General features: G+C 41.3%; 16 protein-coding genes and 2 pseudogenes. 12 read left to right on the forward strand and 6 right to left on the reverse strand.

Annotated elements, in window-relative coordinates; all coding sequences use genetic code 11:
* Window positions 1-35: 35 nt before the first annotated feature.
* A complete protein-coding gene (locus P6280_RS02715; protein WP_283236920.1) occupies window positions 36-185 on the forward strand; it encodes a hypothetical protein in 150 nt (49 codons plus the stop codon).
* Window positions 186-193: 8 nt separating this feature from the next.
* Here P6280_RS02715 and P6280_RS02720 read toward each other — a convergent pair.
* A pseudogene (locus tag P6280_RS02720) lies at window positions 194-1,891 on the reverse strand (DUF262 domain-containing protein).
* Between the two features lie 159 nt (window positions 1,892-2,050).
* On the opposite strand from P6280_RS02720, the gene P6280_RS02725 reads away from it, so the two are divergent.
* Window positions 2,051-2,587, forward strand: coding sequence for a TIGR00645 family protein (locus P6280_RS02725; protein ID WP_096420068.1), 537 nt, complete (start codon window positions 2,051-2,053; stop codon window positions 2,585-2,587).
* 5 nt (window positions 2,588-2,592) lie between these two features.
* Here P6280_RS02725 and clsC read toward each other — a convergent pair whose 3' ends face one another.
* Genes clsC through P6280_RS02745 form a run of 4 tightly spaced genes read right to left on the reverse strand, consistent with a single transcriptional unit; the run spans window position 2,593 to window position 7,774 of the window.
* Entirely contained in the window at window positions 2,593-4,101 is a 1,509-nt protein-coding gene (gene clsC / locus P6280_RS02730; RefSeq protein WP_154423309.1) for a cardiolipin synthase ClsC, read from the reverse strand.
* Between the two features lie 21 nt (window positions 4,102-4,122).
* A complete protein-coding gene (locus P6280_RS02735; RefSeq protein ID WP_001282395.1) occupies window positions 4,123-4,860 on the reverse strand; it encodes a fumarate reductase iron-sulfur subunit in 738 nt (245 codons plus the stop codon).
* Window positions 4,853-6,997, reverse strand: coding sequence for a fumarate reductase flavoprotein subunit (locus tag P6280_RS02740; protein ID WP_283236921.1), 2,145 nt, complete (start codon window positions 6,995-6,997; stop codon window positions 4,853-4,855). The genes P6280_RS02735 and P6280_RS02740 overlap by 8 nt, the downstream gene beginning before the upstream one ends.
* A gap of 9 nt (window positions 6,998-7,006) precedes the next feature.
* Window positions 7,007-7,774, reverse strand: a complete 768-nt coding sequence (locus P6280_RS02745; RefSeq protein ID WP_124733696.1) for a fumarate reductase cytochrome b subunit — start codon at window positions 7,772-7,774, stop codon at window positions 7,007-7,009.
* Window positions 7,775-7,986: 212 nt separating this feature from the next.
* Between P6280_RS02745 and P6280_RS02750 the strand changes: the two genes are divergently transcribed.
* The 10 genes and pseudogenes from P6280_RS02750 to P6280_RS02795 all read left to right on the forward strand — a co-directional run bounded on the left by P6280_RS02750 (window position 7,987) and on the right by P6280_RS02795 (window position 15,230).
* Window positions 7,987-8,691, forward strand: a complete 705-nt coding sequence (locus tag P6280_RS02750) for a triose-phosphate isomerase (protein ID WP_283236922.1) — start codon at window positions 7,987-7,989, stop codon at window positions 8,689-8,691.
* A 9-nt stretch (window positions 8,692-8,700) separates the two neighbouring features.
* Entirely contained in the window at window positions 8,701-9,528 is an 828-nt protein-coding gene (gene fabI / locus P6280_RS02755) for an enoyl-ACP reductase FabI (RefSeq protein WP_017280039.1), read from the forward strand.
* A gap of 9 nt (window positions 9,529-9,537) precedes the next feature.
* Window positions 9,538-10,548 carry a UDP-3-O-(3-hydroxymyristoyl)glucosamine N-acyltransferase gene (lpxD, locus tag P6280_RS02760; RefSeq protein WP_283236923.1) on the forward strand — a complete coding sequence of 337 codons (1,011 nt, stop codon included), beginning with the start codon at window positions 9,538-9,540 and terminating at the stop codon, window positions 10,546-10,548.
* A 64-nt stretch (window positions 10,549-10,612) separates the two neighbouring features.
* On the forward strand, window positions 10,613-11,770 hold the full coding sequence (metK, locus tag P6280_RS02765) for a methionine adenosyltransferase (protein WP_000655155.1): 1,158 nt from the start codon (window positions 10,613-10,615) through the stop codon (window positions 11,768-11,770).
* Between the two features lie 66 nt (window positions 11,771-11,836).
* Window positions 11,837-12,250: a nucleoside-diphosphate kinase gene (gene ndk, locus P6280_RS02770; protein WP_000813744.1), complete on the forward strand. Its 414-nt coding sequence runs from the start codon at window positions 11,837-11,839 to the stop codon at window positions 12,248-12,250.
* 24 nt (window positions 12,251-12,274) lie between these two features.
* Window positions 12,275-12,632: pseudogene (locus P6280_RS02775) on the forward strand (DUF177 domain-containing protein).
* Between the two features lie 15 nt (window positions 12,633-12,647).
* Window positions 12,648-12,794 (forward strand): 50S ribosomal protein L32, encoded by a 147-nt coding sequence (gene rpmF, locus P6280_RS02780; RefSeq protein WP_000290428.1) that lies wholly within the window; start codon window positions 12,648-12,650, stop codon window positions 12,792-12,794.
* 77 nt (window positions 12,795-12,871) lie between these two features.
* Window positions 12,872-13,891 (forward strand): phosphate acyltransferase PlsX, encoded by a 1,020-nt coding sequence (plsX, locus tag P6280_RS02785; RefSeq protein ID WP_283237452.1) that lies wholly within the window; start codon window positions 12,872-12,874, stop codon window positions 13,889-13,891.
* Window positions 13,892-13,914: 23 nt separating this feature from the next.
* Window positions 13,915-14,907 (forward strand): ketoacyl-ACP synthase III, encoded by a 993-nt coding sequence (locus P6280_RS02790; protein ID WP_283236924.1) that lies wholly within the window; start codon window positions 13,915-13,917, stop codon window positions 14,905-14,907.
* 20 nt (window positions 14,908-14,927) lie between these two features.
* Window positions 14,928-15,230 carry a hypothetical protein gene (locus P6280_RS02795; RefSeq protein WP_001868657.1) on the forward strand — a complete coding sequence of 101 codons (303 nt, stop codon included), beginning with the start codon at window positions 14,928-14,930 and terminating at the stop codon, window positions 15,228-15,230.
* Window positions 15,231-15,520: 290 nt separating this feature from the next.
* Here P6280_RS02795 and P6280_RS02800 read toward each other — a convergent pair whose 3' ends face one another.
* Complete coding sequence (locus tag P6280_RS02800; protein ID WP_283236925.1) at window positions 15,521-15,904, reverse strand: hypothetical protein; 384 nt, start codon at window positions 15,902-15,904, stop codon at window positions 15,521-15,523.
* Window positions 15,905-15,940 lie beyond the last annotated feature (36 nt).

Here is a 15,940-nt window from a genome sequence, read left to right on the forward strand (position 1 = left end):
GTAATGGAGAGTTTAAAAACGCTTCTTTGGGTGTGTTGGCAAAAGACAGAGTGGTGCTTAAAGCAACGCTCTCCAACCCCCCTAACTCTCCAAGAAGAGAGCGGTTTGAAACTAGTCTTATGGGTGCGATGGGGTGCGATGGTGGGGCTAGAAGCAAGAGAGCAAGCACGCTCACGCTTCTTTAGTCTCACGCTTAGTGGGCGGCGAAATCCTTAAAAAAGGTGTTGATCAGCCACTCTCGCATTTCATCATTCCTTTTTATTAAGGCCTTTTTGTTGAAACCTTTTACATTAAACCGCCTATTAAAAGGGATCTCACTACTTTTGTAGATTTCATCTTTTCCATACAGATTCTTATCGCTTGCCTTACGATTGAGCGAATTTTCTAGGGAGATGAGGTTGCCGTATGTGTTAATGTAGTCTTCAAGATCTGTCTTGCCTTCAAAACCAAGTTTTTGGATCTCAATTTCATTGTCCAATTCTAATAAATTGATGGGGATGATGTGCTCTTTTTCTTGAGAGAATTGCTTCTCTTGGATCAATTTTTTGAGATCGGCAAAACCCATCTCCTGGCAGTTCTTTTCAAAGAAGACATAGTGGAAGCATGATAGGTCGGGTGCGTTCTTTACAAGCCTCCAAGAAGCCTGCTCTATATCATTTCTGCATTGGGCGATCATCTTGCTTTTCAATCCCTCTTTGCCCTTTTTAAGATACTCATTAATCAAGTTGCAGGCCGTTGCTTGCATTGTTTTACCAACTTTGAAAAACACAATATTGGTTTTGGCAAAGAGTCTCATCGTTTCATCGTCTAGTTCGTCGTTGATTTTCAGGCGGATGAGCGAATTGAAAAAACGCGTGTTGATCTTGTTGATGAGCATGGCCTTAAGGGTGGTTGGGTTGGTGTCAATCTCGCTTAATAGATCAAGGAAAGCCTGATAGAAATTTTTCAAATCGCTGACATAGGATCGGATAAAGTTCTCTAATTCATCCTTTTTAACTTTTTTGAGTTCATCCTTGAGTTTCTCGTATGTTTTTTCTGTGCTTGCTTCGTGGTGTCCTAAAAACTTGATCCCATCAAATTTTTGGCTCCCTGCGTGGTGGCGGAAGATGTCGCCTTTATTTGAGCCTCCAACACTAAAGATGTGGTTGCTTTTTTTGATCTTGGCAAAGATCTTAAAGAACTCTCCAAAATGATCGTTGATGAACTGGTCTAGCCCCCTTTTCCCATCGCAAAAAGTGTTGGAATAATAGATGAGGAGGGGTTTTAGTTTGTCCAGCAAGAGGAGAGGCACGCCTCTGTCATTCACGCTCTGAAAGGTTCTGATAGCTCTTCCAGGATCGGGCTCTTCAAGCCGCATCAAAACCATTTCCAACAGCACCTCCAAACGCTCATTCACTTCTTCTTTATTCAATTTGCTGACTTTGTCCAAGATGGCCTTCAAAACCTCAAAGAGATTTTGCTTACCCTCGGTGTCTGCATCTTTTTCACAATGGCTGATATTCCCCTTTTCTGCCGCTTCCAAGAGCACTTTGAAGAAGCTTTGGTTTTGAGGGGCGACTTCTAATTTTAATTCCCCCTTTTGGTATAGATATTTTCTTGTTTCTTGCTTGTCTTTCTCATTTTGCTCGTTCACCAAGACATGCAAGAGCATGAAGATGGTGGTCGTTCGTTGCTGGCCATCAATAATGTCATACAATTTTTTGTTGTCTTCATTCTTAGCGACAACCATGGTGCCTATAAAATGCCCCTAACCCTTTTTGTTGTATTCTATCGCTTCTTCTAAATCTTCCCACAGATCTCTAAAGTTTTTGTCCTTCCAGGCGTAATCCCTCTGATAGTTGGGGATGCTGTATCCTTCCGCTTGAAAGATCTCTTTTATAGTGGTTTTCATTCACTTCTCCTTTGTTGCATGCAGTAATCAAATTTATACCATAAACACCATAAGAATGGCTTGAGATTTCACTCCATCAAGGCGTTCTATTAGCCACTCGGGGCGTTTTATTAGCTATAATGGTTTAAAAAAGACATAATCCTTAAAAAGAGTTTGAACATGTTAGAAAAATTGATTGAAAGAGTGTTGTTTGCCACTCGTTGGTTGCTAGCCCCTTTATGCATTGCCATGTCGTTAGTGCTGGTGGTTTTAGGCTATGTGTTCATGAAAGAGTTGTGGCACATGCTAAGCCACCTAGACACGATCAGCGAAACGGATTTGGTTTTATCAGCCTTAGGATTAGTGGATTTATTGTTTATGGCCGGGCTTGTTTTAATGGTGTTGCTCGCCAGCTATGAAAGCTTTGTTTCTAAATTAGACAAGGTGGATACTAGTGAAATCACTTGGCTAAAGCACACGGATTTTAACGCTTTAAAATTAAAGGTTTCGCTCTCCATTGTAGCAATTTCGGCGATTTTTTTGCTCAAACGCTACATGAGTTTGGAAGATGTTTTATCCAGCATTCCTAAGGATGCGCCCCTATCGCATAACCCCATTTTTTGGCAAGTGGTGATCCATTTGGTGTTTGTGTGTTCAGCGCTTTTAGCCGCCGTTACCAATAACATCGCTTTTTCGCAAAATAATAAAGGGCATTAAAAGTTTTAAAGCTCTCTTTCAGGAAGGACTTTAGACCATTCTTTAATCAAGCGTAAAAAGAAGGACGCATCAGGCGAAGTTTTTTCATGAATTAAAATCCCTTCTTCCACCGCTTCCCAAATAACCCTATGCCGATACACCACCAAATGCCATGATTGTTGGGCATGATCTTTAAGCGACAAACGCACCCTTTTAGCAAAAGACGGGTTGTCAAACAAGACCGCGCTTTCAGTGTTGATGTATGCAGAGCGCGGATCAATATTGAAACTCCCTAGAAGCGTCAAATTGTCATCAAAAACAATCGTCTTGCCGTGTAAGGAATGTTTGGTGCTAAAGCGCCCTTTAATCTGGCGGTTGAAAAAATCGTTTCGTATTTCATAGACATTCGCACCCATTCGCACTAATTGGTTGCGATACCTTTCCCACGCCCCATAGACCACTATCGCATCAGTAGATGAAAGGGAATTGGTAAGAATATTCAATTCAATCCCCTTAGAAATTTGACTTTTAAAGATTTTCATCATCTTTTTGCCTGGAATAAAATACGATGAAGCGATAAAAACGGAGTCTTTAGCGTTTTTAAGGGCTTTCTCAAAAGCGATTTTGATGGGCGAATACAAGGGCGTGTCAATTTTTTTGGGTGAATCAGCTAAAAAAATGGCATTCCCATAATAAATAGGGTATTGGTATTTTTGGAAGCGTTCTATAAAATCATTGACTTTTTTTTCAAACTGGTTTTTGTCTTCAGCGCTGATAGGGATTTTTTCATGGAGTTTAGCGATTTCTTTAGCGTTATTTTTGAGTCTTTTATGGGTCCTTAGTAATGAAACAGGGATAGAGCGGTGGAATCTCCAATAGCGTTCAAAGCTTTCTTTGGCTTTTGAAGCAACCCCCCCAAAAAACAAAGCGTCTAAATCTAAAAAATTCGTGTCTAAATCGTTATCAAAATAATTATCCCCAATATTGCGCCCCCCTATAATGACAGCGAAATTATCCACGATGAAAAGCTTGTTGTGCATGCGTTTTTTAATGCGCTCATAATCCGCAAGCATTTCAAAATAACGCAAGCCTTTATTGCGGATATAGTAGGGGTTAAAAATTTTCACTTCAATGTTTTTATGGAAATTTAAGAGCATAATATCTGAAAAATCCGAATCCAATCCGTTATCGTCTAAAAGAATGCGCACTTTTACCCCACGATTGGCCGCATTTAAAAGTTCTTTAGCGATCACTTGAGAAGAGAGATCGTTCTTATAGATATAAGTTTGCATGTCAATGCTTTTTTGGCTCATTCTAATGAGGCCCACTCTATGCAACAGGGCGTCAAAGCCGTCTTCTAAAAGAATGGCCGCGCTATGGTTAGGGTTTTCTTTTAATTTTTCAGCATACAAGCTCCCAATGGCAGTAGTGTAGGGATCATAAGAGATGGGGGGGCTTGAAATGGGAGTCTTGTAGACTAACCCAAAGCACCCATTAAAAAAAAAGACGCTTAAAAGGACTAAAAAGATTTTCAAAAACGACCCACTAAAAAGAAATTAGCGGCTTTTACCCACTTTCAACATCCTATTACGCAAAGTAGCGATACTGCTTTGCAAGGGTAATTCTTTAGGGCAAGTGTCATGGCAAGCGATCAAGCTCATGCACCCAAAAACGCCATCATCATCGCCCACTAATTCATAAAAATCGTCATCGCTTCTTTCATCGTGGCTGTCAATCATAAAACGCATGGCTCTGTTCATGCCAGCAGCTCCAATGAAATTAGGGCGCATGAGTTTAGTCCCACAAGAAGCGATACAGCACCCGCATTCAATACACCTGTCTAGTTCAAAGACTTCTTGGGCTTCATCAGGCTCAATCCTTTTTTCTGGCTTAGTAATATCCACTTCTTCTTTAGAATGCGCCCAGCTCTCCACCCTTTTAGTCATATCGCCAAACCAATCGCCTGTATTCACGCTCAAATCTTTAATGAGCGTAAAACTGGGCATGGGCATAAGCGTGATCACCCCGCTTTCAAAGCTAGAAGTTAGGGTTTTACAAGCCAATCTCGGTCTCCCATTAACCATCATCGCACAAGAGCCGCAAATCCCAGCGCGGCACACAAAATCAAAGCTCAAATCCGGATCTTGATGCTCTCTGATGAGGTTTAAAGCGATAAAGAGCGTCATGGATGGGGTTTCTTTCAATTGATACTCTTTAAAATGCGGCTTACTCACCGCGCTTTGGGGGTCAAATTTTAGCACTCTAATTACAATCGTTCGTTCATTATCACTCATGGTGTTCTCCTTTTAGGTTAGCGTTGTGTTTGTCTAATAAATCATGGACATTGAAAGAATACAAATGTTCCCCCCTAGCTCTCACTTCCTCATCTTCTAAACGCATGTTCCTGGCCTTGTATTTTTCTTGCAATTCAAAAGGCATGAGCGCGTGTTGGACTTCTACCCTGTCTTTTCCGAGTTTTTCTAATTCTAAAATCGTTTTCAAAATCTCAGCGTCGCGCTCTTCTTTTTTGGGGTGGGGAATGAAATTGCCCTTTTTGCCATAGCCCCTAAAATCAGGGCTGATTTCCATTTTCATCACATCTAATTCTTCGTATTCAATCGTGGGCATGTCTTGATCAGCACTAGGCCAGCTCGCTAAAGTTCGATTAAGCCATTTTTCATCGTCTCTTTTAGGGTAGTCAATCCTTGTGTGAGCCCCTCTGCTTTCAGTGCGCAGTAACGCTCCTTGAGTGATGCAAAGCGCGAGTTTGAGCATTTTTTTGGTGCGGTAAGCGTCTTCTAATTCAGGGTTATTGTGCAAAACCTTGTTTTTCACGCAAATGTTTTTGGAGCGTGCATAAAGCTCTTGCAATTCTTTAAGGGCTTCTTCTAGCCTTTTGCCTTCTCTAAAAACGCCCACTTTTTCATCCATGACTTCTTTCATGCGTTCTCTGATTTCATACACATCTTCCTTGCCTTCATTGTGCAATAAAAAATGCATATAATCTTGGCTTTCTTTAATGAAAGCTTCAACTTTTTGCGTGTTGATTTCAATTTGTGCTTCTAAACAATGCGAAGCGAAATAATCCCCTATGATCATGCCAGCGACCACCGCTTCACTCACGGAATTACCCCCCAAGCGGTTAAACCCATGCAAATCCCAGCATGCCGCTTCACCCGCACAAAACAAGCCTTTTAAATGGGTTTCGCCTTTAGGGTTTGTCCTAACCCCCCCCATAGAATAGTGTTGCATGGGTTTTATGGGGATCCAGCCTTTTTGCTTAGCCATCGCTTGCCCGTATTCAGGCTCATTTGCGGGCATTCCTTGCATGTTGTCTTTGGTTTGCTCTTCGCTATCAGCCGGATCAATGCCTGCAAAAGTCATGGCAATATCGCGCACATCTCTTAAGTTTTTTTCCACATGGTTACGCCCTAAAATAGCAATATCCAACCACACATGATCCCCATAAGGCGATTTGGCTCCATAGCCTTTTTGGATATGCTCTAAAATCCGTCTTGAGACCACATCTCTACTCGCAAGCTCTTTTTTCTCCGGCTCATAAGCGGGCATGAAGCGTCTGCCAAACTTGTCTCTTAAAACCCCGCCATCGCCCCTACAACCTTCAGTCATTAAAATCCCGCTTGGCACTAAAGCGGTAGGGTGGAATTGCACCGCTTCCATGTTGCCTAATTTAGCCACGCCGGTTTCTAAAGCACTCGCCGCCCCGGCTCCATCGCAAATCACGGCGTTAGTGGTGTGTTTATACACGCGCCCATAACCTCCAGTAGCTAAAAGCGTGCCTTTAGAAACATACGCTGAAATTTCGCCTGTGATCAAATCCCTTACCACCGCTCCGTAACATTTACTATCATGATGGATGAAAGCGAGCATGTCCTTTCTGTCTTGAATATCCACTTTGTGGTGTAAGGCTTCATTAGCGACCGCATAAAGCATGGTATGCCCTGTAGCATCAGCCGTAAAACATGTGCGCCATTTTTTAGTGCCGCCAAAATCACGGCTTAGAATATAACCATGCCTGTCATCTCTTTCGGTAATCGTAACATGCTCACCATTGACGACCGCAGGCCTATCGCCCTTTTTAATCCTAGTCCAAGGCACCCCCCAACTGGCCAATTCCCTAATGGCTTTAGGAGCAGTGGTTACAAACATTCTAGCCACTTGCTGATCGCACCCCCAATCGCTCCCCTTAACCGTGTCTAAAAAGTGCAAATCTTCATTATCGCCTTCGCTTTTTTTAGCGTTCGCAAGGCTCGCTTGCATGCCTCCTTGAGCGGCTGCAGAGTGCGAACGCCTGACAGGCACTAGGCTTAAAACGATGGTGTTTAAACCCTTTTGTTTGCATGCGATACTAGCCCTTAACCCAGCCAGTCCGCCTCCAATAATTAGCGCGTCACAATATGTTATTTTCATTTTCTACCCTTATTCTTTGTGGAATTTCCCATCAGCTTCTATGGCTTCTTGCATGGTTTTAATGCCATTGTCCTTATTCTCTAAACCTTTTTTAATGTAAGCCCCATAGGTGCAAAGCCCTAAAACAATAAAAAACACGCTCATCGCCCATTTGACTTTTCTCAAGCCTTGAATACTCACATTCTTAAACCACCCCCATTTAATCGCTAAGCGATACAACCCGATAGAGCCATGCAATTCTACGGCAAACAATAAGAAAATATACAAAAGCCAAAAGTTTTGCGTTACAAAACGATAGCTTGAGCCATGAGGCCCAATACTTTCAGGCTCTGTGAGCATGACAAATAAGTGGATACTCGCTAAGAAAAACATCGCAAACCCGGTGAGGGCTTGAATAAACCACAAGCTCGTATCGCCATGTTTCATCAAATGCTTATGGGTTTTAAAAACCTTGTATTGCCTGTAATTGATAGGGAATTTCCTTAGCGCCAAAAAAGCATGCGCGACTAAAATAAGAATAATCCCTGCTGCAACCACGCTCACAATAGCCGGCTCGCCTGCTTTTAAAAACAAGCTCCCTTCAAAAAATTTCGCCACTTTATACATGGCTTCATCGCTAATTAAGATGCTTGAGACCAAAAACATGTGTGCTATCATAAAGAGCGCTAGAATCAAGCCCGTAGTGCTCTGTAAAAAATCCAGCTTAGCATAAATACCGCTCTTTTTAAGCCCTTTGCTAGCACCATAATAACCCTCTATAATCTCTTCTTGTTGCATAAAACTGCTCCTAAAAACTCTAAAATCAACCTGAATCGCTTGACGCAAAAACACTGCCCTAATTTTACTACATTTGAAATAATTTTTCTTATAAACAAAACCTAAATTGAGAAAAAATGCAATTCAAGGGGGCTATTGTTTAAAATTTACATTTTTTAACGCTATTAGATATAATAAGGGATAGTTACTACCTATAAAATAAGGATCATTCAATGACAAAAATTGCTATGGCTAATTTTAAATCCGCTATGCCTATTTTTAAAAGCCATGCGTATTTAGAAGAATTAGAAAAGACTTTAAAACCGCAGCATTTTGATAGGGTGTTTGTATTCCCTGATTTTTTGGGGTTATTGCCTAATTCGTTTTTGCATTTCACTTTAGGAGTGCAAAACGCTTACCCTAGAGATTGTGGGGCTTTTACCGGTGAAATCACTTCACAGCATTTAGAAGAATTGAAAATCAACACGCTTTTAATAGGGCATAGCGAGAGGCGAGCACTTTTAAAGGAAAGCCCTAGCTTTTTGAGAGAAAAGTTTGATTTCTTTAAAAGTAAAAATTTTAAAATTGTCTATTGCATTGGCGAAGAATTAACGACCAGAGAAAAGGGTTTTAAGGCTGTAAAGGAATTTTTAAATGAGCAATTAGAAAATATTGATCTTAATTATCCTAATTTAGTGGTAGCGTATGAGCCTATTTGGGCGATTGGCACAAAAAAGAGCGCTTCTTTAGAAGATATTTATCTCACGCATGGTTTTTTAAAGCAAGTTTTAAATCAAAAAACGCCCTTGTTGTATGGGGGGAGCGTGAACACGCAAAACGCTAAAGAAATTTTAGGGATTGATAGCGTGGATGGCTTGTTGATCGGGAGCGCGTCTTTGGAATTAGAAAATTTTAAAACAATCATTTCATTTTTATAAAGGAAAATCATGGGATTTTTAAAAGGTAAAAAAGGGCTTATTGTAGGGGTGGCAAACAATAAATCCATCGCTTATGGGATCGCTCAATCTTGTTTCAATCAAGGGGCTACTTTGGCTTTCACTTATTTGAATGAGAGCTTAGAAAAGCGCGTGAGGCCTATCGCGCAGGAATTGAATAGCCCCTATGTGTATGAGTTAGATGTGAGCAAAGAAGAGCATTTCAAGCCGCTATATGATAGCGTTAAAAAGGATTTAGGCTCATTGGATTTTATCGTTCATAGCGTGGCCTTTGCCCCTAAAGAGGCTTTAGAGGGGAGCTTGTTGGAAACTTCTAAAAGCGCGTTTAACACCGCTATGGAAATTTCTGTTTATTCTTTAATAGAACTGACAAACACCCTAAAACCTTTATTAAATAACGGAGCGTCTGTTTTGACTTTAAGCTATTTAGGCAGCACCAAATACATGGCACATTACAATGTGATGGGGTTGGCTAAAGCGGCCCTAGAGAGCGCGGTGCGTTATTTAGCGGTGGATTTAGGCAAGCATCATATAAGGGTGAATGCCCTATCGGCTGGGCCTATCAGGACGCTCGCTTCTAGCGGGATCGCTGATTTTAGAATGATTTTAAAATGGAATGAAATCAACGCTCCTTTAAGAAAAAATGTGAGTTTAGAAGAAGTGGGCAATGCCGGGATGTATCTGCTCTCTAGCTTGTCTAGTGGGGTGAGTGGGGAAGTGCATTTTGTGGATGCTGGCTATCATGTTATGGGCATGGGGGCTGTGGAAGAAAAAGATAATAAAGCTACGCTATCGTGGGATTTGCATAAAGAACAATAAGGGGTATTGATGAAGTTAAGCGAATTGTTAAGCGCCTATTCTATTGAAACGGAATTTTCAAACGATTTTGAAGTGCATGCTTTAGCGGAATTGGATAAGGCCACGCCTAATGATATTAGCTATATTGATCAAACGCGCTACCTTAAACTTTTAAAAGATTCACAAGCCGGGGCGGTGTTTATCCGTAAAAAAGAATCTTCTAAAGTGCCAAAACACATGCAAGCTTTAATCGTGGATAACCCGCATCTAGCCTTTGCTAAAGCTTCGCATGCCTTTAAAATCCCTTTTTTTAAAAACCCAGAAAGCGTGAATGAGCCTAAACATTTTGAAAAAGTAACGATCATGCCTAATGTTGTGATTGGAGAGAGCGTAGAAATTGGCGAAAACTCTTTGATTTATCCGGGCGTGGTGATCGCTGATGGGGTCAAAATCGGTAAAAATTGTGTTTTGTATCCTCGTGTGATTTTGTATCAAAACACGATTTTAGAAGACAACGTTACTATCCATGCAGGCAGTGTGATTGGAGGCGATGGCTTTGGTTATGCGCACACCGCTTTAGGAGAGCATGTCAAAATTGAGCATGTGGGGATTGTTAGGATTCAAAAAAATGTAGAAATTGGGGCTAACACGGCGATTGATAGGGCGGTGTTTGGTGAGACTTTGATTAAAGAGGGCGTTAAGATTGATAACCTGGTTCAAATCGGGCATAATTGCGTTTTAGGCGAGCACAGCATCGTCGTTTCTCAAGTGGGCTTGAGCGGCTCTACAACCACTGGCCGTAATGTGGTTTTTGGCGGGCAAGTGGGCATTGGGGGGCATTTGCATGTGGGCGAATTCACTCAAATTGGGGGTAAAAGCGCGGTGGGTAAAGACTTGCCCCCTAACACTAATTTTGCCGGAGCGATCCCTGCTATGGAAATCCATGAATGGCACCATTTCCTGGCTTATTTACGAACGAATTTCAGAAAACAGCAAAAAACGAGTTTGTTGCAAAAAGCTAAAGGGTTTTTTAAGTCTTAAAGAATGAAATGAGCTATAATAAGCCCATTTTGAATACGAATGATTATTTTAATAAGGACAATCAATGAAAGATAGTTTTCTTTTCACTTCTGAATCAGTAACCGAGGGGCATCCTGACAAAATGGCTGATCAAATCAGCGATGCGGTTTTAGATTACATTATTGAGCGCGATCAAAAAGCCAAAGTTGCATGCGAGACTTTAGTTTCTAACGGGTTTTGCATGATCACTGGCGAGTTAAAAACTTCTGTCTATGCCCCTATGCAAGAGATTGCAAGAGAAGTGGTTAAAAAGATTGGTTATACAGACGCTCTTTATGGCTTTGATTATAGAAGCGCGGCGGTTTTAAATGGCGTTGGCGAGCAAAGCCCTGATATTAATCAAGGCGTGGATAGAGAAGATGGCGAGATTGGGGCAGGGGATCAAGGGCTTATGTTTGGTTATGCGTGCAAGGAGACTGAAACGCTCATGCCCTTACCCATTCATTTAGCGCACCAGCTCACTTTCGCTCTGGCTCAAAAAAGAAAAGACAACACTCTGCCTTTTTTAAGGCCTGATGGCAAATCTCAAGTGAGCGTGCGTTATGAAAACAACAAGCCTGTAAGCATTGATACGATTGTCATTTCTACCCAGCATTCCCCAGAAGTTTCGCAAAAACATTTAAAAGAAGCTGTGATTGAAGAGATTGTATATAAGGTTTTACCCAAAGAATATTTGCATGATAATATCAAGTTTTTTGTCAATCCTACAGGAAAATTCGTTATCGGTGGGCCGCAAGGCGATGCGGGCTTAACGGGCAGAAAAATCATCGTGGACACTTATGGGGGGAGTTGCCCGCATGGGGGGGGAGCGTTTAGCGGGAAAGACCCTAGCAAAGTGGATAGGAGCGCGGCTTATGCGGCCCGCTATGTGGCTAAAAATTTGGTAGCGAGTGGGGTTTGCGATAAAGCGACCGTGCAGCTTGCTTATGCGATTGGGGTGATAGAGCCTGTGTCTATTTATGTGAACACGCATAACACGAGCAAGTATTCAAGCGCGGAGTTGGAAAAATGCGTGAAAGCGGTTTTCAAACTCACGCCAAAAGGCATTATTGAAAGCTTGGACTTATTAAGACCCATTTATTCGCTCACTTCAGCTTATGGGCATTTTGGGCGCGAATTAGAGGAATTCACTTGGGAAAAAACCAACAAAGCTGAAGAGATTAAAGCGTTCTTTAAGCGTTAAAAAAATACTTTAAGGGTAATATTTTAAAAAATTTTTGTATAATCAACAATTCACAAGGAGTTTAAATTGAAACAAAGAACGCTGTCTATTATTAAACCGGATGCACTTAAGAAAAAAGTGGTAGGCAAGATCATTGATCGTTTTGAGAGTAACGGCTTGGAAGTGGTTGCTATGAAACGCTTGCATTTGAGCGTTAAAGACGCTGAAAATTTTTATGCGATCCACAGAGAGAGACCCTTTTTTAAAGATCTAATAGAATTTATGGTCAGTGGTCCGGTGGTGGTTATGGTTTTAGAGGGCAAAGATGCGGTGGCTAAAAACAGAGATCTTATGGGAGCGACTGATCCCAAACTCGCTCAAAAAGGCACTATCAGAGCGGATTTTGCTGAAAGCATTGACGCTAATGCGGTGCATGGGAGCGATAGCTTAGAAAACGCACACAATGAAATCGCTTTCTTTTTTGCCGCTAGGGATCTTTAAGATTTAAGGGCGTTTTAAATAAGCATGCAATTTGAAATGCGTAAAATCGCTTTTAATGCGCCTAAAGCGTTTTCTTTAGAGCATGAGGGAGTGGTTTTAGAGGGCGAAGTTGTGGCGGGTGGGGGTGAAATTGTTCCGCTTGAAAGCACACCTTAAGGGTGAATTGATTCTTGTTTGCGATACAAGCGGTAAAGAGTTTAAAAAGAGCCTTGATGAGTCGTTGGTTTTGCATATTTCAGACGGGTTGTGGGATACGCAAAGCCAAAGTTTGGATTTTGATAATTTAGATGTTATTGAATCTTTCAATGGTTTTATTGATTTGAGCGAGATTTTACGCTCTGAAGTGGAGTCTATTAAATTGGACTACCATTATGCAGATTGAAATTAAGGAGAATTTATGGCAGTACCTGATAGAAGAGTGAGTAAGACAAGAGCGGCAAAAAGGCGCACGCATTATAGCGTTAAGTTGGCTAAGCCTATAAAAGCTAAAGATGGCACTTGGAAGCTTCCCCACCATATTAACAAATTTACTAAAGAATACTAGTATAAAAGCTATCTTTAGTGATAGAAAGTATTTTAAAGGATTGCAACGGATTGCAACAAGCCTTTTAAGGACGCATGATGAAAATTGTAATAGACTTAATGGGGGCTGACCATGGGGTTTTACCCGTTATTGAGGGAGTCTCAAGGGCTTTAGAAAATAAGAGTTTTAGTGCGGTTTTAGTGGGGGATAAAGACAAAGCAACCCCTTTTATTTCTAAAGAGTTAGCCAGCAAAGTGGAAATGATCCACACGCAAGATTACATTAAAATGGAAGAAGCCGCCACTGAGGCGATCAAGCGTAAGGAATCTTCCATTTACTTGGGTATGGATATTTTAAAAAATGGGGCTGACGCTTTGATTTCAGCGGGGCATAGCGGGGCGACTATGGGTTTAGCAACCTTGCGTTTAGGGCGTATCAAAGGGGTTGAAAGGCCTGCCATTTGCACTTTAATGCCTAGCGTTGGCAAACGCCCTAGCGTGCTATTAGACGCAGGAGCGAACACGGATTGCAAGCCTGAATATTTGATTGATTTTGCTCTTATGGGGTATGAATACGCTAAAAGCGTGTTGCACTATGATAGCCCTAAGGTGGGTCTTTTGAGTAATGGCGAAGAAGATATTAAAGGGAACATGCTCGTTAAAGAAACGCATAAAATGCTGAAAGCTTATGACTTCTTTTATGGCAATGTGGAGGGGAGCGATATTTTCAAAGGGGTTGTGGATGTAGTGGTTTGCGATGGCTTTATGGGGAATGTGGTCTTAAAGACAACAGAAGGGGTCGCTAGCGCGATAGGCTCTATTTTTAAAGATGAAATTAAAAGCTCTTTTAAATCTAAAATGGGGGCTTTGATGCTTAAGAATGCGTTTGATATTTTAAAACAAAAAACCGATTACGCTGAATATGGGGGAGCACCGCTTTTAGGCGTGAATAAAAGCGTGATCATTAGCCATGGCAAGAGCAACGCTAGAGCGATTGAGTGCGCGATTTATCAGGCTATTAGTGCTGTTGAAAGTCAGGTTTGTTTGAGAATCACTAAGGCGTTTGAGAGCTTGAAGCCTAGCGTTTCTGTGCCTCAAAGTGATCAGCAAAACGCTTAAAAATAACTATGTAAAGGGATTGAATGGAATTTTACGCCTCTCTTAAATCCATTGCGATGCATGTTCCAAGCGAGCGTGTGAAAAATGCAGAGTTTCAGCAATTTTTGGATACCAGCGATGAATGGATAGAAAAAAGGACCGGTATCAAAGAACGCCGTTTCGCTAACGATGGAGAAAAAAGTAGCGATTTAGGGGTAATAGCGGCTAAACAAGCCATAGAGAGAGCGCATTTAACCCCAAAAGACATTGATTTAGTGGTTGTAGCGACTTTAAGCCCTGATTTTTTAGCCATGCCTTCAACCGCTTGCGTGTTGAGCGCGAAATTAGGCATTGAAAACAAACCGGCGTTTGATATTTCAGCCGCTTGCACGGGTTTTATTTATTTATTATCGGTGGCTAAGGCTTATGTTGAGAGCGGGATGTGTGAAAATGTGCTGATTGTGGGGGCAGAAAAAACGAGCAGCGTGTTAGATTTTAAAGATAGGGGGACTTGTATTTTATTTGGCGATGGGGCTGGGGCGTGCGTGATAGGCAGAACCAAGTGTTTAAAAGAGAGCGTTTTAGATGTGCAAATTTCAGCGAACGGGAATTTTTCCAATTATCTTTATACGCCAAGGACTCTAAAACCCACGCCCTTTAACGCTAAAGAAGAAGCTTTAGAGCCTTTTTTGCACATGAAAGGCAATGAAGTGTTTAAACTAGCGGTAAAAACGCTTTTAAAAGATGTGGAAATGATCTTAGAAAAAAACGCTCTCAAACCTGAAGATGTGCGTTTGTTTATCCCGCATCAAGCTAATTTTAGGATCATTCAAGCGGTGCGGGAGCATTTGGATTTTAAAGATGAGCAAGTGGTTTTAACCGTCCATAAATACGGCAACACTTCAGCAGCCAGTATCCCTATGGCCATGTGTGAAGCTTATGAAAAGGGGCGTTTGAAAAAGGGCGATTTAATGCTTTTAGACGCTTTTGGTGGGGGATTGACTTGGGGTTCAGCGTTGGTGTATTTTGGAGGGTAAAAAGGATTGAAGGAGTATTGATGAAAAAGATGATTTTTTTATTTTTAGTGGTGTTGGGGGGGTTAAAGTCGCAAAGCAGTTATTGCAGCGATTTTTGCGAAGGCACTCCAGATAGCCGTATCCCTCCTATGGGGTTTCATTTTAGTTTTGTGCATTCAGTGAAATATTACTTGCAAGACCCACAAGAGCGCGATCACAAGCTTAAAAAATGCCATGAAGCCTTTGATTCGACTCTTAAGGTTAATTTTATTACAAAGTCTTTTAAAAAGGATTGCAAGCATGCGCAAATGGCTTTAGAGCAGTCCCAACAAAAGACTCCATGAGAGGTTTTGGTCGCTTTGTGGCAAAACTCTTTTTTAAATTTTATCCCACTAGCACAAAAAACTCTGTCCTTTAGGTCGCAAGATGCAAGCACATAGCCGTTAGGCTAAAATAGGTTAAAATCCCCCTAGTCTTTTATAGGGTAGGAAATATCCATGCAGACTTTAAAGAACAAAGCCTTTCGTGTTAGCGTTCAATGGAATGTTTTAGTTAGGAAGCTCCTTTCTTTAGAAAGGGGTGCTCTCACGGAGCGATCTAGCTAGAAAGCCCCTTGTTTGAGGAAGGGGCGGTTTCACTGAGAAAATTTGTGGTAATACTCGCCCTTGTCCGTGATGATTTTAACTTCTAACAATTGGTTGGGCTTGCAATTTAGGCGGTAAAATATCTGTTGTGAATACTTTAATTCATGATCAAAGAGTTTTTCTTTTTTAAACTTATCGCCCAATTTGGGTTCCACTTTTTTAGTCGCTTCGCATGAATTTCCCCTATTAACAATAAGATTTTTAATCACCACTGGTTCATTGTTTATAGAAGTGATGCTTAAAAGACTGGAATTCGTCATTTTCCCCATGAGTTTCCCCCCGGTCGCACGATAATCCAGCTTGAAGTCCAAATCCTTTGCCTCCACACAAACACCGCTTATCATTAGCAAGCTCAAACACATTTTTTTAAACATCAAAATCCTTTCACTTATAATATTTGTGGGGTATTA

Source organism: Helicobacter sp. 219-2, assembly GCF_030053225.1.
Lineage (GTDB): Bacteria > Campylobacterota > Campylobacteria > Campylobacterales > Helicobacteraceae > Helicobacter > Helicobacter pylori_C.